Raw genomic sequence first — 19,911 nt, 5'->3', positions numbered from 1 at the left:
AATAATGAAATATAATTTTTATGCCGGTCCAGCTATACTTCCTAAAGAAGTCATGAAGGAAGCTGCAGAAGCAGTAATTGAATTTAAAGGAATGGGATTTTCATTACTTGAAATTTCGCACAGGTCTAAAGAATTTATTGCCGTTATGGACGAAGCCGTTGCTTTGGTCAAAGAGCTGTTGCATGTGCCGGACGACTATGAAGTATTATTTCTTGGTGGTGGAGCAAGTTTACAATTTGCCATGGCCCCTATGAATTTATTGGACGAAAGTATGAAAGCTGCTTACACCGACACAGGAACCTGGGCCAGCAAAGCCATAAAAGATGGTAAATTGTATGGTAAAGTTGATGTGATCGCTTCTTCAAAAGATGGAAACTACTCCTATATTCCGAAGGGTTATGAAATAGATCCTTCATACAGATACCTTCACGTGACCAGTAACAACACCATTTTCGGAACCCAATACAAGAGTTTTCCTGCGACAGATGTCCCTCTGGTTAGTGATATGTCTTCTGATATTTTCAGTCGAACCATTGACGTATCTCAGTTTGATTTGATATACGCCGGTGCTCAGAAAAATATGGGACCAGCTGGCACCACTCTGGTTATTGTAAAAAAATCAGCTCTCGGTAAGGTAAACAGACCAATACCTGCGATGATGGACTATCTGAATCATATAGAAGCAGGATCAATGTATAACACTCCACCTGTATTTCCGGTATTTGTCTCTATGCTGACACTAAGATGGATGAAAAAAAATGGTGGTGTATCTGCCATTCAAAAGAAAAATGAGGAGAAAGCTGATGCACTATACAATGAAATAAAAAGAAATTCATTGTTTTATACACCAACAGCTCTTGAGGATAGGTCAAATATGAATGTGTGTTTCCTTTTGCATAACAAAGAAAAAGAAAAACAATTCCTTGATGAATGTAAAATTGCAGGTTGTGCAGGTCTGGAAGGACATAGATCAGTGGGAGGTTTCAGGGCATCTATATACAATGCTATGACGTTGGAAGGAGTCAATGTTTTGATTGATGTCATGAAGGATTTTGAGAAGTTAAATGGCTGATAAGCAATACTATATTGATATTGACGGATTGAGAATACCGGTCAAAATCATCATAGAAAAGAGAATGAGTACACGAGTGGCTTTAGGTGGTACTCATGTGATATTGCGTATACCCAAAGCTATTTTGTTTAAAACCAATATTGAAAAGCATATTGATTGGGCGACTTCATGGCTCACAGATTTAAAATCAAAAAAACCGTCTGTTTTTGAAAGATACACTTTGAAAAAGAGTATATGCATCTTCAGAAATTTCACATTGGTGGAAAAATTTTCATATTACACATTACAGAATCACAAAGACAAAGTGGACTTATTAAGCTTCAAAAGGATGATTCCCTGATGTTGGAACTTCCGGCAACAGGTCAATATGACAGACAAAAGCTTATAAAAGATTTGTTGATAAAATTTTCTCAAAATTATTTTCTTCCCGATATTATAAAAAAAGTTAACCACTTCAACCTGAAATACTTCAATAAGCCCATCAATGGCGTTCGTTTGAAATATAATAAATCTAATTGGGGCAGTTGCTCGACCGGGAAAAACTTAAATTTTTCAGTGAGGTTGTTTTTTGCTCCGGATGACGTCATAGATTATGTTGTCGTGCACGAACTCGCACATCTCGTAGAAATGAATCATTCAGACCGCTTCTGGAGCATCGTTGAAAATATCATTCCTGATTATCCCGCAAAAGAAAAAATATTAAAGATCAACAACGGAAAGTTTGATTTTTAAATATATGACTACTTTGTCTAATTATCCGGACTTTCCGATTCATTGGAAACTGTTGGGTTAACCCAAGAGTTGTGACCTAATTCACCCATACATTTATCTTTAACTATGAAAAAATATAGGTGTATTTCATTTTTTCGCCTCACATTAAAAATCATCAATTATGTTTGCGATTCAGGCAAGATGTCTTAATATATTGCACCGTAGTAAAATGCTAAGACGAACAAACGATGCTTTAGAGACATGATCCTGAAGATAAATTACTCCCGCCTATCGGGGCAGGAGCGTAGCTCTGTCGTCTTTGTAAAAAACATTAGCACCTGAAACGTAAGGGGCGTAGCCCTGATATCTTGTATTTACCAGATCTTTTAAGATCACAGGGCTACGCCCCTACATGATGGTGTGTGGATATTTTTGCTACAAAGATCGCAGGACTACGTCCCTTTATTAATCTCGGACATAAAGATTAGAGATAATAGAAGGGTGTATTTCATTTTTTAGTCTCACATTAAAATCATCATTTTTTTTAGCGATTCAGGCAAGATGTCTTAATATATTGCATCGTAGTTAAAAGCTACAACGAACAAACGAAACTTGATAAGAAATCGAGCATAGTGCGAAAAAATGAAATGCACACAAAAATATCATGTTTCCGATGAATTACATTCTGATGAAAGTAATTGACTAAGATTTTTGAAGGTGACAAAGTCGAATTAGGACTTTATGACTTCACAGGCGAGCTTTTCACCCAAGTAGGAACCAATGGCCACTCCCATCCCACCCAGTCTTACACCGGCAATAATATCTTCATCAACCCATTTACAAATCGGGTATTTCGATGGACCTATGCCTAATATACCGCTCCACCAATGATAAATTTTTGAAGAAGCACCCGGATACAGTTCCTCCAATATCTTTTTCAAATATCGCTGTAACAATGCTGTATGTCCGAACTGATCCGTTGACTCGCCTGCATGATCCAGATTTCTGCCACCACCAAGGAGGATCCTGCCCTCATAATTTCGAAAATATACATAGCCTTTATCCACGTGGTATCCTGAATCCAAAGGATTGTTGTCCAGTTTTTCAGTAATTAATACTTGATTTCTTGCAGGCACAACTTCTAATTCGGGAAACAAAGCAGCAGCAAATCCATTAGTACACACAATAAGTCTCTTATATTCGATGATCAGGTGCTGGTCCGTTTTTATCACTTTATTTTGTCTATCCACTTCTGTAATATTTATCCCATACACAACAGAAATACCAAGATCAACAGCCTTTCGACTTAGAGCATTCATCATGGCCACCGGATTGATGATACCTTCGGATGCATTATAAATAGCATCTGTATCATAGGTAGTCAATTTGCGATTTTTGACCAGTGAATAACAATGGGAAATATCCAGGTGAGAATGCATTAATTGGTTACAATATGCGATGCTGTCGATACATTGTTCTTTAAGTATATTATCTGATTTTCGAAAGAGCTCAGTTCCACCGTGATGCTGGTACTCCATGACTTGAGGCTGGACTCGAGATTTAAGTATTTTCAAACCCTGATATCTCATTTTTACTATCTCCATGGTCTGCTCCTCTCCTATCTGCTGTATGTCATCAAGTATTTCAGAAACTGATCCAAAACATGAAAATCCTGCATTTTTTGTACTCGCACCATATGGCAGACTTCCTCGTTCAAGAATTTTTACGGTAAGCCAAGGTTGTTTTTCTTTGATGGAAATGGCTGTACTCAACCCTACAATACCTGAACCAATAATTGTTAAATCCATTGGTGTTTGTATAAATTTTTTTTCCCAAAAGCTATAATTCATTATATTGTGCCCTTTAACGGAACAAAATTAGTAATTTTATGCTACAACGTATTCAGTCTATTTTTTTATTAGTTTGCGGCGGTTCATTTTTTGGTCTTTTTGGAATACCATTTGCTTCCAGTAGTGTCGCCATTCCAAATTTGCTCAGTGATATGACCTATGATATCCAGGATAGTCCTATACTTATTGGTCTTACTGTCCTGGGTGGTCTGGTAAGTATCATAGCTATTTTTTTATTTAACAACCGGATACTTCAGATGCGACTCAGTTATGTAGTTACAGTAGTAAGTATTTTATTGCCTCTGCTGGCAATGCTTCTAATTTACAATGAAGGAACCATCACCAGTCAAGCAAACAATATAAATGACGAATTTGGAATATTTTTACCTTTTATAGGATTAGTGTTCTCTGTACTTGCTGCCAGATATATTAAGAAGGATGAAAATACTGTCAGATCTATGGACAGATTGAGATAAAGTGAATTATTTTAGATTGAAAAATGAATATTGAAAAATAGAATATTAATTGTAATAGTTCTCTTCTGGGCATTCTGTTTGAATGCACAGAAGGAACTGGTAATCAATGAACTGGATTGCGACACTCCTGGATTAGATACGCAGGAATTTATCGAACTGCGTTCAATTAAACCCAATTTCCCTTTAGATGGTTTTATTTTGGTTTTTTTTAATGGATCATCAAGTGGTGGAAACTCCTGCTACCTGGCCATTGATCTTGACGGATACCAAACAGATGTCAATGGGATTTTTTTGATAGGTCCTTCCACTTTAATTCCTTTTCCGCATTATATTATTCCTGAAAATACTATACAAAACGGAGAAGATGCAGTGGCTATTTACAAAGGGGATGAAACTGATTTCCCTATTGGGAAAGTGGCATTTTTTGACACCAGGCTGATTGACGTACTGATCTATGGTACCAGTGATCCTGATGCAGTTTCAATGATTCAAATTTTCAAGGCCTTTGACCCAAATATTCGACAAATCAATGAAGGCAGTGCCAACAATACCAACTCTATACAAAGAAAAAATGATGGTACGTATAATGTGGGCACCCCTACTCCACGTAAGCTCAATGATGGCTCAGGAGTTGTTTTAACTGGCATTAAATTAAATTTCAATAAACCTTTATATACAGAAGGGGACACTATCCTGATTACTTTTCAAAGTGATCAAATCATTGATAGTGATCTGATCATTGAATTTTCTGTTAACAATGGTACATTCAATCTGACTGATATTAAGGGTGACTTGAAAATTACTTTGCAAAAAAACCAAAATAGTACTACGTCTTCTTTGGTCATTTTGGATGATAAAGACGACGAAGGTGATGAAGACTTAGTTTTCAAACTGGCGCCATTACCTGAAAAATATTTCAGTATCAATAATAATGTTAAAATTCGTGTTGAGGATAATGATTTCAGAATTGCCGATTTTGGAACACCTTTAAAACCTACATATGGCCGAGTAAAAGCTCAGTATGATAATGACTATTACAACAATCTCCATGGAAAATCAGGAAATGATCTAAAATTGACCTTGCAATCCATTATAGCCAACCCATTACTGGTAAGGGCACAAACCTACAATGATCTGATAGATATATTGAAAGAAGCTGATCAGAATCCCGAAAACAGCAATCAGATTTGGATGGTTTATTTAGAAAAAGGGCGTTCGAAGCTTGATTTTCAAACCAGTTCAGATAATAATAACTCCTGGAACAGAGAACACGTCTGGCCAAGATCCAGAGGAGGCTTCAACAGTATTGATGAAGATGACCAGATAAATGGGAAAAATATATTTTGGCCTACAGGCCCTGATTCTATAAGACACGCCAATTCTGATGCCCACGGCATACGCGCTGTAGATGGGGTAGAAAACAGTAATCGTGGGAATAAATATTTTGGTCAATATTCCGGACCCACAGGGACCAAAGGAAAATTTAAAGGTGATGTGGCAAGGTGCATTTTTTTTCTTGGAGTCAGGTATAATGGACTTGAAGTCGTCAAAGGATATCCGGAAGGACAAATAGGAAAGTTTGGCGATTTGGATACATTGTTGGCATGGCATAGGAGTGATCTTCCTGATGATTTTGAAGCGAATAGAAACAACGTAGTTTTTGATTGGCAGAAAAACAGAAACCCATTTATAGATTTGCCTGACTTGGTGGAGTATATTTATGGCAACAAAAAAGGTTTGCCCTACCAATTAAGCAATTCCGTCAATGATATTCAGCATGAGAAATATACTATATTCCCAAACCCAAGTTTTGAGCATATCCACATTAAGGGCATAAATGAAGAAACCGAAATCCAAATTATCGAAATTAATGGTAAAATACATCTATCAAAAACTGCCTTTGAAGATACTGTCATAGCTGAAAAACTATCACCAGGTCCATATTACATAAAATTGAAGACTACCAGCCACAGTGTAATTAAAACAATAATCATTCGCTAAACTAATGTTATGATATGGTTAAATTGACGGATGACTTATTGTATCTTTCCATTTACTGTTCGTTTATGAAGCCTTTCCTTAGCTGCGGCTAAGTTCGGGGAACCCTCGACTTCATCAAAAGTAAAATCTACTTATCGTTGATCCATCATTCAACAATTAACTTAACACTTGTAAAAAATTCAGAAAACGTATTCGAATAATTTTCTGTGAATAAACAGGGCCTATATGACTGTTTTTCAACAATGTTGTCCACCTTAAGATATCAAATTTACCTGTAATATTTTAAGTTTAGACTCTTTTTCCTTCAAATACAAATCAAAATAAAACCTGATAAGTATTAAAACTCAATTGAGTTGTATCCAAAACTATCAATACAAGAGTTAGTAAAACAAATATATTGCAATTACTAGACGCAAATAAAGAGAATTTCTTACTTTAAAAGATGAAATTAGTTCTTCACAAAATCATAAATATCCTTATCTTCACCAAAATATTTCTTATGCAAAATTTCAGAAAAGAAAGTGACTTATTAGGTGAATTAGATGTTCCCAAAGATGCTTATTACGGTGTTCAAACACAGAGAGCTATTAATAATTTTAAGATTTCGGGTCAGTTATTGTCTTCTTATCCTGAGTTCATCACCGGACTGGCCTTTGTAAAAAAAGCTGCTGCTAAAACCAACTTTGAATTAGAGCTTTTACCTAAAAATCTTTATAATTGTATATCAGATTCCTGCGATGAAATTATAGCAGGAAAATTTCATGAACAATTCCCAATAGACATGATACAAGGCGGAGCAGGTACCTCAGTAAATATGAATGCTAACGAAGTCATTGCAAACATGGTATTGGAAAAATTAGGAAAAGCCAAGGGAGATTATCAGTTTTGTTCTCCAAATGATCACATCAATTTGTCTCAATCTACCAATGATGCTTATCCTACAGCGATAAAGCTTGGTTTATTAATGATGAATCAGAAGTTGGTAAATAAGTTAATTTCAATAGTTGGGTCTTTTAGAAACAAAGGAGTAGAATTCAAAGATGTCATCAAAATGGGGCGCACACAATTGCAGGATGCTGTCCCTATGACATTAGGTCAGGAATTTGAAGCTTTTGCTGCTAATTTGGAAGAGGATATAGACAAACTAAATAATAATGCTAAACTTTTTGTAGAAGTAAATATGGGTGCCACTGCCATAGGAACAGGGTTGAATGCTCCCGTGGGATATGCAGTCTTGTGTGCAAAGAATTTAGCTGATATATCAGGTTTTCCTATCGTTTCTTCCCCAAATCTGGTAGAAGCAACATCAGATACCGGCGCATATGTTATTTACTCATCCGCTACAAAGCGGCTTGCTGTCAAACTTTCAAAAATCTGCAATGACTTGAGATTGCTGTCTTCAGGGCCAAGAGCAGGTTTTTATGAAATTAATCTTCCTCCCATGCAACCGGGTAGTTCAATCATGCCTGGCAAAGTAAATCCTGTCATTCCGGAAGTAGTAAATCAGGTGTGTTACAAGGTAATAGGAAATGATCTCACTGTCACATTTGCTGCAGAAGCCGGCCAATTGCAACTCAACGTAATGGAGCCTGTGCTTTCACATGCCATCATGGAAAATATCCAGTTTCTATGCAATGCCATGGATACCTTAAGGGATAAATGCATCGACGGCATTACAGCTAACAAAGAAGTCTGCCTTGAAATGGTAAGAAACAGTATTGGAATCGTCACTGCCCTAAATCCATATATCGGGTATAAAAACTCTTCAAAAATCGCAAAAGAAGCTTTGGAGTCAGGTAAAAGTGTTTACAACCTTGTATTGGAATATAAGCTACTTTCTAAAGAAAAACTGGATGAAATCCTGAATCCGGAACACATGCTAAAACCACATAAATTTTAAAAGAGCATCTTATGGAATAAAGAGAGGTGATGGGAACATCTGGTGCCAAATGTATTTATAGAGAACAGAAAATATTTTGTGAAAAAAATTAAATCATAATGTATTGTAAACTAAATAATTATGATTAAAAATTTTCGCAATCAATTTTCCGTTAAGTATAAACCGCTACTTGTTGGTCAGCTCCCATTTGATCTCCTCCAAAACTGTGATGTCTTCTATAGTCGAAGGTACCTGATATGGCACCCCATCTGCTATAGCACGAATTATTTTTCTAAGGATTTTGCCTGACCGCGTTTTGGGTAAACGCTCTACAAAGTGGACTGTTTTGAATGCTGCAACAGCGCCAATTGTGTCCCTAACTTTAGCTACCAGTTCTGACTTAATCTGATCTCCATCCTTATCAAAACTGTGCTTTAGTACCACAAAACCTACAGGCAACTGACCTTTCATCTCATCATAGCAGCCTACAACTGCGCATTCGGCAACCGCATAATGACCTGCAACAATCTCTTCCATCTCACTTGTGGATAGTCGGTGTCCTGCCACATTGATAACATCATCAATCCTTCCTGTAATAAAGATATAACCATCATCATCTCGATATCCGCCATCGCCTGAGAAATAATATCCCGGATATTCAGTCAGGTATGATTTTACATATCTTTCATTATCATTCCATAATCCCGGCAAACATCCAGGAGGTAAAGGCAGTCTGATGACCACGGCTCCTTCCTGATTGGGTGGCATGAAATCGTGGTCCTGCGAAATGATTCGGATATCAAAACCAAAGTAAGGTTTTCCGGCCGAGCCAGGCTTGACAGGTATAAGTCCAACACCTGCCAAATTTGCCAGCATTGGGTACCCTGATTCTGTTTGCCACCAATGGTCAATAACCGGACGTTTCAATAGATTTGACACCCAGTCATAAGTTGCCACATCTGTACGTTCACCAGCCAAAAAAAGATATTTTAATGATGACAGATCATATTTTTTAAATAATTCTGCATCAAAATCTTCTTTCTTTACGGCCCTGATTGCAGTAGGTGCAGTAAAAAAAATATTGACTTTATATTCTTCAATAACTCTCCAAAAAGTACCTGCATCGGGTGTCTTGATAGGTTTTCCTTCAAAAACTATGGTGGTACATCCTCTTATCAAAGGAGCGTAAACGATATATGAATGTCCGACTACCCATCCTATATCTGAGGCAGCCCAATACACGTCTTCCTGTGATGCATTATACACATACTCCATACTACTATTTAATGCCACGGCATGGCCTCCATTGTCTCTTACTATACCTTTAGGTGCGCCTGTGGTACCTGACGTGTATAATATATATAGTGGATCAGTAGCATCCATGATGACATAATCTTCCGGCTGTGCTGACCTCATAAGCTCCTGCCAGTCATGATCATATCCGGACTTCATCTCACAAGGAACAAAATCTCTTTGTAAAACGATACATCCATCAGGCTTGAAATAAGCTTCGTGTAAGGCCGCTTCGACTATTGGTTTATAGGGTATTATTTTGTCGATTTCCTTTCCTCCACTTGCCATCAGTATATATTTTGGTCTGGCATCATTGATTCTGATAGCGAGCTCATGAGCTGCAAAACCACCAAAAACTACAGAATGAACAGCTCCAATACGTGCACACGCCAACATAGCTATCACTGCTTCCGGTACCATGGGCATGTAAATGACAATAGTATCCCCTTTTTGAACTCCCTTACCTTTCAAGACACCTGCAAAAAGACGCACTTCCTGTAAAAGTTGATCATAAGTAAATTGTTTTTTGGTGCCCGTCACAGGTGAGTCATATATCAAAGCTGTTTGTTGGCCTCGACCTGAATCAACATGTTTGTCCAATGCCAGGTAGCATGTATTTAACTTTCCGCCTTTATACCAATGATATAGATTGTCTTCGTTGGTGCTCAAGATAGTTTCAGGAAAGGTAAACCAATCTATTTTCTGAGCTTCTTTCAACCAGAAATCTTCTTTTTCAGAGATACTTTGGTCGTATTTGATTGGGTAAGACATGTTTAAAAATAAATTAGGAATTAGGAATGAAGAATATTGAATGATTTGAAAAATCCAAATATGATACAAGCGAACCACTTATAGTTAAAATAAATTTGATTGGCAATAATATTTTGATTTTAATTCATTGAAAATGTGTCAATTAAAATTCTAAATTTGAGCAAACAAATTTACTTTAATTATAATGCTGAACGATACGAAAAACTTAACTTTGAAAAATGCCGATCTTATTCCACATCACTCGATCACCACAAATCAGCTGCCTTTATTCCATCTCAGCAGAAAGGCTGTTTTATTCTAAAGCACCGGCTTTCAACTCTTCTACACATTCAGGATTGAGTAAAGTGGATGTGTCACCCAATTGATCGGTTTGGCCTTCTGCTATTTTTCTTAGTATGCGCCTCATGATCTTTCCGGATCTCGTCTTTGGTAATTGAGTGACTATTTGAATTTTGTCTGGTTTTGCGATCGGTCCTATATGTTTGGTCACGACGGCAAGAATTTCTTTTCTGAAATGCTCAGCATCTACTACCTCATGATGAGGCTTGACATATGCATAGATACCTTGACCCTTGATGTCATGCGGGTATCCAACTACTGCTGATTCCACCACACCTGAATGCTGATCAATGGCATCTTCTACCTCAGCAGTTCCTATTCTGTGACCGGATACATTGATCACATCATCAACCCTTCCGATGATCCTATATCTGCCATCTTCATCCCGTTTGGCACCGTCGCCGGTGAAATAATAATCTTTAAAAGCTGCAAAGTAGTTCGTCCTGCATCTTTCATGATCTCCATAAGTGGTTCTCAAAATGGATGGCCATGGAAACTTAATACACAACAAACCTTCCACGTTGTTGCCTTCCAACTCTACTCCATTGGCATCCAGTAATACAGGTTGTACACCGGGTAAAGGGTAGGACGCAAAACAAGGCTTAGCATCTGTTATGCCTGGTAGTGGTGTAATCAGAATACCGCCCGTCTCAGTCTGCCACCAGGTATCTACAATTGGAGCATGACCACGACCTACTTTTTCATCGTACCAATGCCAGGCTTCTTCATTGATAGGTTCACCAACTGAACCTATGACTTTAAGATAACTCAAGTCATATTTTTCTGGTTCATGCCATCCTGCCGCCATCAATGCTCTGATCGCAGTAGGAGCTGTATAAAATTGATTCACTCTGTGTTTTTCACAAACATGCCAGAATCTACCTGCATCGGGGTGTCCAGGTACACCTTCAAACATAATGGTAGTAGCTCCTGCTAACAAAGGTCCATAAAGGATATAGGAATGACCGGTAATCCAGCCTACATCTGCTGTACACCAATATATGTCGCCTTCCTGATACTGAAATACATTTTTGAAGGAATAGCAAGTGTACACCATGTATCCTCCACAAGTATGTACGACACCTTTGGGTTTGCCTGTAGAGCCGGATGTATATAGGATGAATAACATATCCTCAGCATCCATCACTTCTGGTTCGCATATATCGCTCATATGATCTACCGTTTCATGCCACCACAAATCGATGTCATTATTCCAATTGACTTTTCCGCCAGTCGTTTTATAGACTAATACTTTTTCTACAGAATCACAACCCATAGTGATCGCTTCATCCACAACATCTTTTACAGGAATATTTTTAGGCCCACGTCTATTATAATCGGAGCAAATGACCATTTTACACTCAGCATCCTTGATTCTGTCCGCCAATGCATTGGCAGAAAATCCTGCAAATACAACTGAATGTATAGCTCCGATACGTGCACAAGCCAACATGGCAATGGCCACTTCAGGAATCATAGGCATATAAAAACATATCCTGTCTCCTTTCCTGACTCCCTGAGCTTTTAGCGTATTAGCACATTTATTTACTTCTGCCAACAGCTGTTTATATGTGTATCTTTTTGATGGTTCAAATGCTTCATTGGCTTCCCAGATGATGGCAGTCTGGTCACCTTTGGTTTCGATATGTCTGTCGAGACAGTTGACCGTGATATTGAGTTTACCTCCTTCAAACCATCTTACATCAGGAGTTACAAAGTCGTGGTGAAGCACCGTATGCCACTTTTCAAACCAGGTAAATGTTTCGGCTTGTTCTGCCCAGAAGCCTTCAGGATTCTCAACACTCTTTTTGTACGCTTCTTGATATTGCTCTACACTTTTTATTTGTAATGTCATGGCTTAATTATTTAATGATTCTGCAAATATATAAATATATAGATTAATAGATATAATAAAGTCTACTTTTTTTTAAAAATATAAATATTGGTAATCGAAATGTCCCGGACTGATTCATTTGTAATTTTTTAAATGGGGGAATTATTTCTCTTTTTAATCTAATTAAAGTAACGCGGCATTTGTTATAAGACCTTTTTGGATCTACAAAAAACAAATCTAAGACAGCAATTCCTTCACTTTCTCCAAAATATTATCATTATCAAATGGTTTGACTATATAGTATTCGGCTCCAGACTTATAGCCTTCCATTTTATCATCCTTAGTACCCTTTGCCGTAAGAAATATAATGTTGGTATGTATTAATTCAACATTATTGCGAATGAATTTGGCCACAGTAAAACCATCAACACCCGGCATCATCACATCTAGAAGAACCAAATCTGGAATAAAGCCTTCAAGTGTTTCTATAGCAGATGTTCCATCAAAACAATATTCAATATCATAACCCTGACCTTCCAAAAGCACCCTCAGTGCCAATACGATGTTGGGTTCATCATCTACAATTAATACTTTTTTAAGGGACATGGCTACAATGTTTTATGCTTTTAATACGGAGTAAAATTACTTAATTATTCGAAACATAAAAGTGCAAACACAGTTATTATTCGAACTGTATAGTAAAAGTGGTACCATGCTGATCATTTGAAATGAAATTTATCTTTCCACCACCTTGCTCGATAAATTTTTTAGTGATGTATAAACCTAGTCCGCTTCCATCAGGTTTTGCCAGATTACCATCTTTTACTTGGGTGAATTTTTCGAAAATTCTATTTTTGAATCCATCAGGAATATGCTGTCCATTATTGTAAACACTGATGATGTTTTGGTGGTGTTCACCAAAACATTGGACTGATAATTTTACGATCCCACTTTCTGGAGCACAAAATTTTATAGCATTGGAGAGCAGATTAAGTAATACCTGTAAGAGTATATCTTCACTCAAAGGAATATCAATCTCTTGATGTATATTTTCGTAAATCAAAGAAGCACCTTTTTCATCTGCGATGGGTTGTAACCTTTTTATTGCTAAAGTTGCGATGGTATGAAAATTGGCATTGCCTTCATCAGAAACACTGACTGACTCTAATTTTTCCACTTCGAGTACCTGATTAATCAGTCTGGCAATACGGTCACATTCTTTAAGGATGATAGACAAAAACTCAGACTTTTGCCTAGGGTCAATATTTTCCTTAGTTTGTAAAATTTGGGAAAAAGAACGGATCGTTGTGACAGGCGTTCTAAGTTCGTGTGTGACTGTAGAAATAAATTCAGCTTTCATGACATCTAACTCCTTCAATCGGCTATTTAAAGCTGCCAGTTCATTGGTCGTTTGAGTTAGTTCTTCCGTTTTTTCTTCCAATGCATGACTATATTCAAGAATTTCTTTGGTCTGATTGATGATTTCATTTAGTTGTGTTAAGGAAATATTTTGCTGACGGATATCTGCACTTAGCAATAACTTAGCAGAAGCAGCTCCAAATGCTCCTGTCAATATTTTTTCGATATATTGGATGAATTCCTGGCTGGCCTGATCATCTTGTGATGATGATAACTTTCCCTGAAAATTTTGTAGATGAGCCCTTGCTTTATTAGCCCCTAAATACCTCACCAAAAGCTGCTTTAGTTTCTGGACAGATGCTTCTTTTTTAAGGACTTCTATATCTGGTAATGTAGAATACTTTTCTATATTGACATACATATCTGCTTGAGCTAATTCGACGACTTCCTGAGTGGTCATTAAAGAAATGACAACAAATATCCCAATATTGAAAATCATACTCCATATACAAGCATTGGATATAGAATCAACATTTTCCAAGCCAAAAAGTGCGTATGGTTTGAATGAAGCTATTCCGAAGTATCCTTCTGAGATCAATGATTGGTTTAAAATTCCCGCTTCCGCCAAGGTAGGAAGTGGTAGACAAATAAACCATATAAAAAAACCAGCCATAAGACCTGCGGTAGCACCTTTTTCATTGGCTCTGGACCAAAAAAGTCCCCCTATAATAGCTGGGGCCAATTGTAATATAGCTGCAAAAGAAATCAATCCGATAGACACCAATGGAAAGCTACTACTTACTGATTTGTAAAAACCAAATGCCAGAAACATAATAACCACAATTACAACTCGCCTGATATATAGCAAGCGTACAGACAATAATGCAAAACCATCTACTGAGGCAGTTCTGGTTTTTAGAAGTAACGGCATCAAAAGATTATTGGATACCATGATACTCAGAGAGATGACGGATACGACAACCATACTGGCAGCTGCTGAAAACCCACCAATATAGACTAAAAGTGCTAACCATCCTTGCCCAAAATGCATAGGCAGACTTAAGACAAACATATCAGGATCTGATGACTCTGGCAAAACCAACAAACCACCAATAGCAATAGGCAAAACAAAAATACAAATCAAGAAAAGATATAAAGGAAAAAGCCACGAAGCTTGTCTGACATAAGAAATATTGGTATTTTCAACAACCGATACGTGAAATTGTCTAGGTAGAAACATCACTGAAACAGCGGACAAAATCAGCACCCAAAACCAATTTGTTTTTGCAGTCTCAGACGTATTTAAAGTCAGTAGTTTAGCCGTGTTGTCATCGGCAGATGCTTTTGTGAAAATATCTGACATACCATCAAAAACAAAATATACAACAAAAATACCAGCTGCCAGAAATGCAATTAACTTTATGATCGATTCAAAAGCGATAGCAGCTATGAGACCTTCATGTCTTTCGTTGGGATCAAGGCTTCGAGTACCAAAAAGTATCGTAAATACAGCTAACAAGATAGTAAAATAGTTGACTTTATCTCTGTAGAATGCAGATGAGTCCCAAAACGAATCTTTGATATCGGATTGCGTGATGAGATCAAAACTGATACCTATCGCTTTGAGTTGGATACTGATATAAGGTATGATGCCAAAAATCAATATCACCGTGGTCAACATGCCTAAAAATGTACTTTTACCATATCGGGATGATATAAAGTCAGCTATAGATGTTATCCTAAGCTGTTTGGATATCAAGATGATTTTTCTCATCACCATGTACCATACAGGTGCCAGCAATGCGGGACCTAAATACACAGCTGCAAAGCCCAAACCCGTCTGAGTAGCTCTGCCAACACTGCCATAAAATGTCCATACCGTACAGTACACTGTCAGAGACAATGCGTATACATAAGGATTATTGACAATACTTTTTCCAGCTTTGGCCAACCGATGACCAAAGAGTGCTATCAAAAACAATAGCACCAAATATAGTAACGAAAACAATATCACCCATCCTGCACCCATTTTATTTTTGTTTTATGGTCATCATGTAAGTAAAGATAATCATAATCAACCAAAGTGAAAATAAATAAAAATATGTCAACGGGACGCCAAAGATAAACTCACTTTTATTAAACACAGAGAGTATCGGGAAATTGATAAGTACAATACCGATGATGAATATAGCCCATCTGGATTCCCTTCTTTTTTGGAGCATGGTGGTTGGTGTTAATCAAGTGATTGTGTTAAATGAAGATAGTTTACTCAATATTGATTCAAGGTTGGGTTCTAAAAGTAAAAATGAAAGATATTCTAACTTGGTTTGTTCAAGTGAAGGTTGTATTTTTATAATATTACCACCATAATTACCACCTGTACTTTCATAAAGGTTTATCTGAAATTCTTTAAACTCTTTATTTATAGCTGTAAGATTGGATTGAAATGTTTTTATTTTTTTTATTATTTCTTCAGACAATAAATCCAAAGCCAGCTCATTTTTACTCAAAAGATAACCATTGGGTTTTAGTATATTAAAATTGTGATGTATCAAATAATCTTTCCATTCATTTGGTACATGGTCCTGATGATATTTTTGATGTTGTTTTAAAGCATTAGCTTTGTTGACTTCTAACTTTTGAAGATACAAGATTCTAAGTTTATCAATGATTGACTTTTCATTTGGTGTCAATTCTTTCTCAAGTAGTTTCCTTGCTTTTACTTTTTCGGGCAACACATTTTTTACATAGTAATTAAAAGTTGCTTTTGAACTTTCCAATTGTTTAAAGTGGTTTTGATTTATCTCATTTAGATTTTGTTTTATTTGCGTTATACGTTGGTTATATTTTTTTAGATAATTATGAAATTGGTCAGGATTGAGTATCTTTCTATATTTTTCCATTTTTTCTTCTTCTTGCTCAAATTCTGACTTAATGTTATCGTAATCATCATAAACATTATCTTGATCTTCTATTTCATAAATCAATGGAACTATATGGTCAGCGATTCTAACATCATAATCATTCTCAAAACGATCTTTTGTAAATTTGTAATGCCATTCTAATTCAAGCAGCTTTTCTTTTTTGACTATTTTTGAATAGATAGTAATTTGTTCATGAGTGAATATGGGCAGGATAAGTTCTTTTTCTAATTCATTACGGTCACTGCTGTATGATATTTTATTGATTCCGTTTTTAGCCCTTTCCATCATTTTTTCTTTTGCTAATTTGGGCAAGTTCATTTTAGCCAACGAATATTTAAAGAGTTGTTCTTCAGTAAGATTTAAATCCTTTAATCTATTGCTTTCTCTTTCTATTAAGTTTTTGAGATCTTTATCTTTGTTCAATTTTTTTTGGTAGATTATATCATTTTTGTATGATTTAAGTGCAGTGATTTGCTTAATATCTAACAAGCTAAAAAGACTTCTTAAAAACCCAAATTTTAATGCCTGTTCACTTCTATTGCTCCAGAAGTGCGCTTTATATGTATCATATTCAAGATTGTTTATTACATTTATTTGAGAATCTGATAAATTCAGTATTTCTCGAAAAAGGTCAGTAATACCGTGAGTATCTTTTAATTTTGACACATGACTTAGTTTACCTAATTATTAAATACCTGCTCCATCACTTTTTTGGCCCATACTTATCCAATCCCAAAATCGTAGGTCTCAAAAAGCCACTTCGGATGAGTGCCCATAAAAACAATAAAGCAAAGGCACCCATTCCTATCGAGATAAGAAATTGGCCTTGCAACTGTGGCTCTAGCAAGATGCGAACAAAAAGGGTCAATGCTGCATATACGATGACAAAAATATTTGAAAGAGTTGTGTTCATTTTTAAAAATTGTTGATTTGATAAATTTGTTGAATTGTGAGAGTGTATTCTTTTTTATAATGATAAAAGTTCTCACGCATATTTCGGGTTAAAGGAATAAATTCATTGCTTATCGAAATACTAACATGCAAAAATATAAAATTTATTTGAATAAAAAATAGTCGCCAGAAAAATGATCTGACGACTATATTTGAGTTTTGAAAAAAGCAACCGGAACTATTATAGTGCTCTGACTAGATAAATTACTTAATGAAATGTGGCTCTTTTTCCTAATCTCTGCGTTAAAAATTCTCGTCATAGCTACTGCTATGCCTGCGATTTTTGCCTTGATCTTAAAAATAAATAGCTCACATTGTAATTTAACTATTTATCTTGACAGAGCACTTTGGGAAAAAAACAATCAAAACAATATAAATGTAAACTAGCCCCGGCCGAATATGAAAATTAACAAATCTTAATGCGCATGAGCCGAACCTGCACCTCTAGGTATCCTGATATCTTCAACTATTTGTTGTACTTGGGCTGGAGGAGCTGGAGTCATAGCACTGACTGCGATTGATACTATGAAGTTGGCCAGCATGGCTACAGTCCCAAATCCTTCAGGAGATATACCAAACCACCATGCACTCTTCAATCCATCTACTGCATCTTTACCACCATCAAACATTCCGAATTTGAATTTCAGCATGTAAAAAATCATTAGAGTGATACCGACAATCATACCAGCGACTGCACCTTGCATGTTCATACGCTTATAGAAAATACCCATGATGATGGCCGGGAAGAAGGATGCGGCTGCGAGCCCAAAAGCTAAGGCAACAACCGCTGCCACAAATCCCGGAGGATTGATACCAAAATATCCCGCTACAATTACAGCTGCTGCTGCTGACAATCTCGCCGCAAGCAACTCATTTTTTTCTGAGATATTTGGATTCAATTGTTTTTTCAATAAATCATGAGAAATAGAAGTAGATATAACCAACAATAAACCTGCTGCTGTAGAAAGTGCAGCTGCTAAACCACCTGCTGCCACCAGTGCGATCACCCAGTTGGGAAGTCCCGCGATTTCAGGATTGGCCAGTACCATGATATCATTATCTACAGTGAGCTCATTCTTTTCCTTATCCTTGACATATTGGATTTTGCCGTCACCATTTTTATCTTCAAATTTGATAAGTTTGGTTGTTTCCCATTTTTTAAACCATTCTGGCATAGCACTGTATTCTTTATTACTAACGGTGTTGATCATATTGGTTCTGGCGAAAGCTGCAACAGCAGGCGCTGTAGTATAAAGTATAGCGATGAATAATAATGCATATCCTGCAGATTGGCGGGCATCTTTCACTTTAGGTACTGTAAAAAATCTTACGATGACATGCGGAAGTCCCGCTGTTCCCACCATCAAAGCAAAGGTTATGGCAAATACATCCATTACTGATTTAGTGCCATCGGTATATGCAGCGAATCCCAATTCCTGATTGAGCCCATCCAATTTATCCAATAAATAGCCTGAGCCATCAGCAAGCTGAGCACCAAAACCCAATTGTGGGATAGCGTTGCCAGTCAATGCTAAGGATATAAAGATAGCAGGTACCATATATGCAAATATCAAGACACAATACTGTGCTACTTGAGTATAAGTGATCCCTTTCATGCCACCCAATACTGCATAAAACAATACGATGATCATACCTATCACTACACCCATCTCTATACTGACTTCAAGAAATCTTGAAAAGACTACACCTACTCCACGCATCTGGCCAGCGACATAGGTAAATGAAACGATCAAGGCACAGATTACAGCGACTGTACGAGCTGTATTGGAATAATATCTATCCCCAATAAAGTCTGGAACTGTAAATTTACCAAATTTCCTAAGATAAGGTGCTAGAAGCAGTGCCAATAATACATATCCACCAGTCCAACCCATGAGATATACAGCACCATCATATCCCATAAAGGAAATAAGACCTGCCATAGAGATAAATGATGCAGCAGACATCCAGTCGGCAGCTGTAGCCATACCATTGGCCAATGGGGATACTCCTCCACCAGCTACGTAAAATTCTTTGGTTGATCCGGCTCTTGACCAGATAGCAATACCGATATATAGTGCAAAACTCAATCCTACAATGATGTAGGTCCACATTTTAACGTCCATGATTTTTAATTTTATTTGATTAATGAAATTGTTTTTTAAATTATTTTTCGTCTACATCATATTCTTTATCAAGCTTATTCATAAGCCAGACGTAAATAAATATCAGGATGCAGAAGATGTACATCGATCCCTGCTGTGCAAACCAGAAACCCAGTTTATATCCGCCTACTCTGATTTCATTGAGCGAATCTTTAAAAAGGATACCAGCACCATAGGAGCAAAGAAACCAGATACTTAGCAGTATCACAAGGTAGGTGAGATTACGATTCCAGTAATCGTTGAGATTTTTATTTGACATAATTTAATAATTTGGTGATTTAAAAAT

The 19,911-nt window shown here is 36.7% G+C and carries 15 protein-coding genes; 6 read left to right on the top strand and 9 right to left on the bottom strand.

The window, feature by feature from the left end; translation table 11 throughout:
• Positions 1 to 4: 4 nt before the first annotated feature.
• From serC to IPK35_11105, 3 genes are read left to right on the top strand one after another with little or no spacing between them, the layout of a single operon-like run.
• Positions 5 to 1,072: a 3-phosphoserine/phosphohydroxythreonine transaminase gene (serC, locus tag IPK35_11115; protein ID MBK8053791.1), complete on the top strand. Its 1,068-nt coding sequence runs from the start codon at positions 5 to 7 to the stop codon at positions 1,070 to 1,072.
• Entirely contained in the window at positions 1,065 to 1,412 is a 348-nt protein-coding gene (locus tag IPK35_11110; protein ID MBK8053790.1) for a hypothetical protein, read from the top strand. The genes serC and IPK35_11110 overlap by 8 nt, the downstream gene beginning before the upstream one ends.
• Positions 1,307 to 1,804: a M48 family metallopeptidase gene (locus IPK35_11105; protein ID MBK8053789.1), complete on the top strand. Its 498-nt coding sequence runs from the start codon at positions 1,307 to 1,309 to the stop codon at positions 1,802 to 1,804. The genes IPK35_11110 and IPK35_11105 overlap by 106 nt, the downstream gene beginning before the upstream one ends.
• 710 nt (positions 1,805 to 2,514) lie before the next feature.
• On the opposite strand, the gene IPK35_11100 is transcribed toward IPK35_11105, so the two are convergent.
• On the bottom strand, positions 2,515 to 3,591 hold the full coding sequence (locus tag IPK35_11100) for an FAD-binding oxidoreductase (protein MBK8053788.1): 1,077 nt from the start codon (positions 3,589 to 3,591) through the stop codon (positions 2,515 to 2,517).
• Between the two features lie 80 nt (positions 3,592 to 3,671).
• Here IPK35_11100 and IPK35_11095 point away from each other — a divergent pair, with 80 nt between their 5' ends.
• The 3 genes from IPK35_11095 to aspA all read left to right on the top strand — a co-directional run bounded on the left by IPK35_11095 (position 3,672) and on the right by aspA (position 8,010).
• Positions 3,672 to 4,109 (top strand): DUF4293 domain-containing protein, encoded by a 438-nt coding sequence (locus tag IPK35_11095; GenBank protein ID MBK8053787.1) that lies wholly within the window; start codon positions 3,672 to 3,674, stop codon positions 4,107 to 4,109.
• Positions 4,110 to 4,151: 42 nt separating this feature from the next.
• Complete coding sequence (locus IPK35_11090; GenBank protein MBK8053786.1) at positions 4,152 to 6,110, top strand: endonuclease; 1,959 nt, start codon at positions 4,152 to 4,154, stop codon at positions 6,108 to 6,110.
• Positions 6,111 to 6,609: 499 nt separating this feature from the next.
• The gene (aspA, locus tag IPK35_11085; GenBank protein ID MBK8053785.1) at positions 6,610 to 8,010 is read left to right on the top strand and encodes an aspartate ammonia-lyase; all 1,401 of its coding nucleotides are present in this window, start codon (positions 6,610 to 6,612) and stop codon (positions 8,008 to 8,010) included.
• A gap of 165 nt (positions 8,011 to 8,175) precedes the next feature.
• On the opposite strand, the gene IPK35_11080 is transcribed toward aspA, so the two are convergent.
• From IPK35_11080 to IPK35_11045, 8 genes are all read right to left on the bottom strand, one after another.
• A complete protein-coding gene (locus IPK35_11080) occupies positions 8,176 to 10,053 on the bottom strand; it encodes an acetate--CoA ligase (protein ID MBK8053784.1) in 1,878 nt (625 codons plus the stop codon).
• Between the two features lie 292 nt (positions 10,054 to 10,345).
• Complete coding sequence (gene acs / locus IPK35_11075; GenBank protein ID MBK8053783.1) at positions 10,346 to 12,247, bottom strand: acetate--CoA ligase; 1,902 nt, start codon at positions 12,245 to 12,247, stop codon at positions 10,346 to 10,348.
• A 216-nt stretch (positions 12,248 to 12,463) separates the two neighbouring features.
• Positions 12,464 to 12,832 (bottom strand): response regulator, encoded by a 369-nt coding sequence (locus IPK35_11070; GenBank protein ID MBK8053782.1) that lies wholly within the window; start codon positions 12,830 to 12,832, stop codon positions 12,464 to 12,466.
• A gap of 76 nt (positions 12,833 to 12,908) precedes the next feature.
• Positions 12,909 to 15,614 carry a histidine kinase gene (locus IPK35_11065; protein ID MBK8053781.1) on the bottom strand — a complete coding sequence of 902 codons (2,706 nt, stop codon included), beginning with the start codon at positions 15,612 to 15,614 and terminating at the stop codon, positions 12,909 to 12,911.
• A gap of 208 nt (positions 15,615 to 15,822) precedes the next feature.
• Positions 15,823 to 17,175: a hypothetical protein gene (locus tag IPK35_11060; protein MBK8053780.1), complete on the bottom strand. Its 1,353-nt coding sequence runs from the start codon at positions 17,173 to 17,175 to the stop codon at positions 15,823 to 15,825.
• A gap of 37 nt (positions 17,176 to 17,212) precedes the next feature.
• Positions 17,213 to 17,422 (bottom strand): hypothetical protein, encoded by a 210-nt coding sequence (locus IPK35_11055; GenBank protein MBK8053779.1) that lies wholly within the window; start codon positions 17,420 to 17,422, stop codon positions 17,213 to 17,215.
• Positions 17,423 to 17,876: 454 nt separating this feature from the next.
• Positions 17,877 to 19,586: a cation acetate symporter gene (locus IPK35_11050; GenBank protein MBK8053778.1), complete on the bottom strand. Its 1,710-nt coding sequence runs from the start codon at positions 19,584 to 19,586 to the stop codon at positions 17,877 to 17,879.
• Positions 19,587 to 19,626: 40 nt separating this feature from the next.
• Positions 19,627 to 19,884 carry a DUF4212 domain-containing protein gene (locus IPK35_11045; protein MBK8053777.1) on the bottom strand — a complete coding sequence of 86 codons (258 nt, stop codon included), beginning with the start codon at positions 19,882 to 19,884 and terminating at the stop codon, positions 19,627 to 19,629.
• Positions 19,885 to 19,911: the final 27 nt, after the last annotated feature.

Source organism: Saprospiraceae bacterium (assembly GCA_016713025.1).
Classification (GTDB): Bacteria; Bacteroidota; Bacteroidia; order Chitinophagales; family Saprospiraceae; genus OLB9.
Note: the sequence above shows the minus strand (reverse complement) of the source record. Positions and strands in the feature narration are given on the sequence as shown.

Bases quoted from the DNA above. Each gene is read 5' to 3' on its own strand.
- IPK35_11105 (MBK8053789.1), top strand. From the start codon at position 1,307: ATGCATCTTCAGAAATTTCACATTGGTGGAAAAATTTTCATATTACAC.
- IPK35_11110 (MBK8053790.1), top strand. From the start codon at position 1,065: ATGGCTGATAAGCAATACTATATTGATATTGACGGATTGAGAATACCG.
- IPK35_11045 (MBK8053777.1), bottom strand. From the start codon at position 19,884: ATGTCAAATAAAAATCTCAACGATTACTGGAATCGTAATCTCACCTAC.
- aspA (MBK8053785.1), top strand. From the start codon at position 6,610: ATGCAAAATTTCAGAAAAGAAAGTGACTTATTAGGTGAATTAGATGTT.
- IPK35_11080 (MBK8053784.1), bottom strand. From the start codon at position 10,053: ATGTCTTACCCAATCAAATACGACCAAAGTATCTCTGAAAAAGAAGAT.
- IPK35_11095 (MBK8053787.1), top strand. From the start codon at position 3,672: ATGCTACAACGTATTCAGTCTATTTTTTTATTAGTTTGCGGCGGTTCA.
- IPK35_11100 (MBK8053788.1), bottom strand. From the start codon at position 3,591: ATGGATTTAACAATTATTGGTTCAGGTATTGTAGGGTTGAGTACAGCC.
- IPK35_11050 (MBK8053778.1), bottom strand. From the start codon at position 19,586: ATGGACGTTAAAATGTGGACCTACATCATTGTAGGATTGAGTTTTGCA.
- acs (MBK8053783.1), bottom strand. From the start codon at position 12,247: ATGACATTACAAATAAAAAGTGTAGAGCAATATCAAGAAGCGTACAAA.
- IPK35_11065 (MBK8053781.1), bottom strand. From the start codon at position 15,614: ATGGGTGCAGGATGGGTGATATTGTTTTCGTTACTATATTTGGTGCTA.
- IPK35_11070 (MBK8053782.1), bottom strand. From the start codon at position 12,832: ATGTCCCTTAAAAAAGTATTAATTGTAGATGATGAACCCAACATCGTA.
- IPK35_11055 (MBK8053779.1), bottom strand. From the start codon at position 17,422: ATGAACACAACTCTTTCAAATATTTTTGTCATCGTATATGCAGCATTG.
- serC (MBK8053791.1), top strand. From the start codon at position 5: ATGAAATATAATTTTTATGCCGGTCCAGCTATACTTCCTAAAGAAGTC.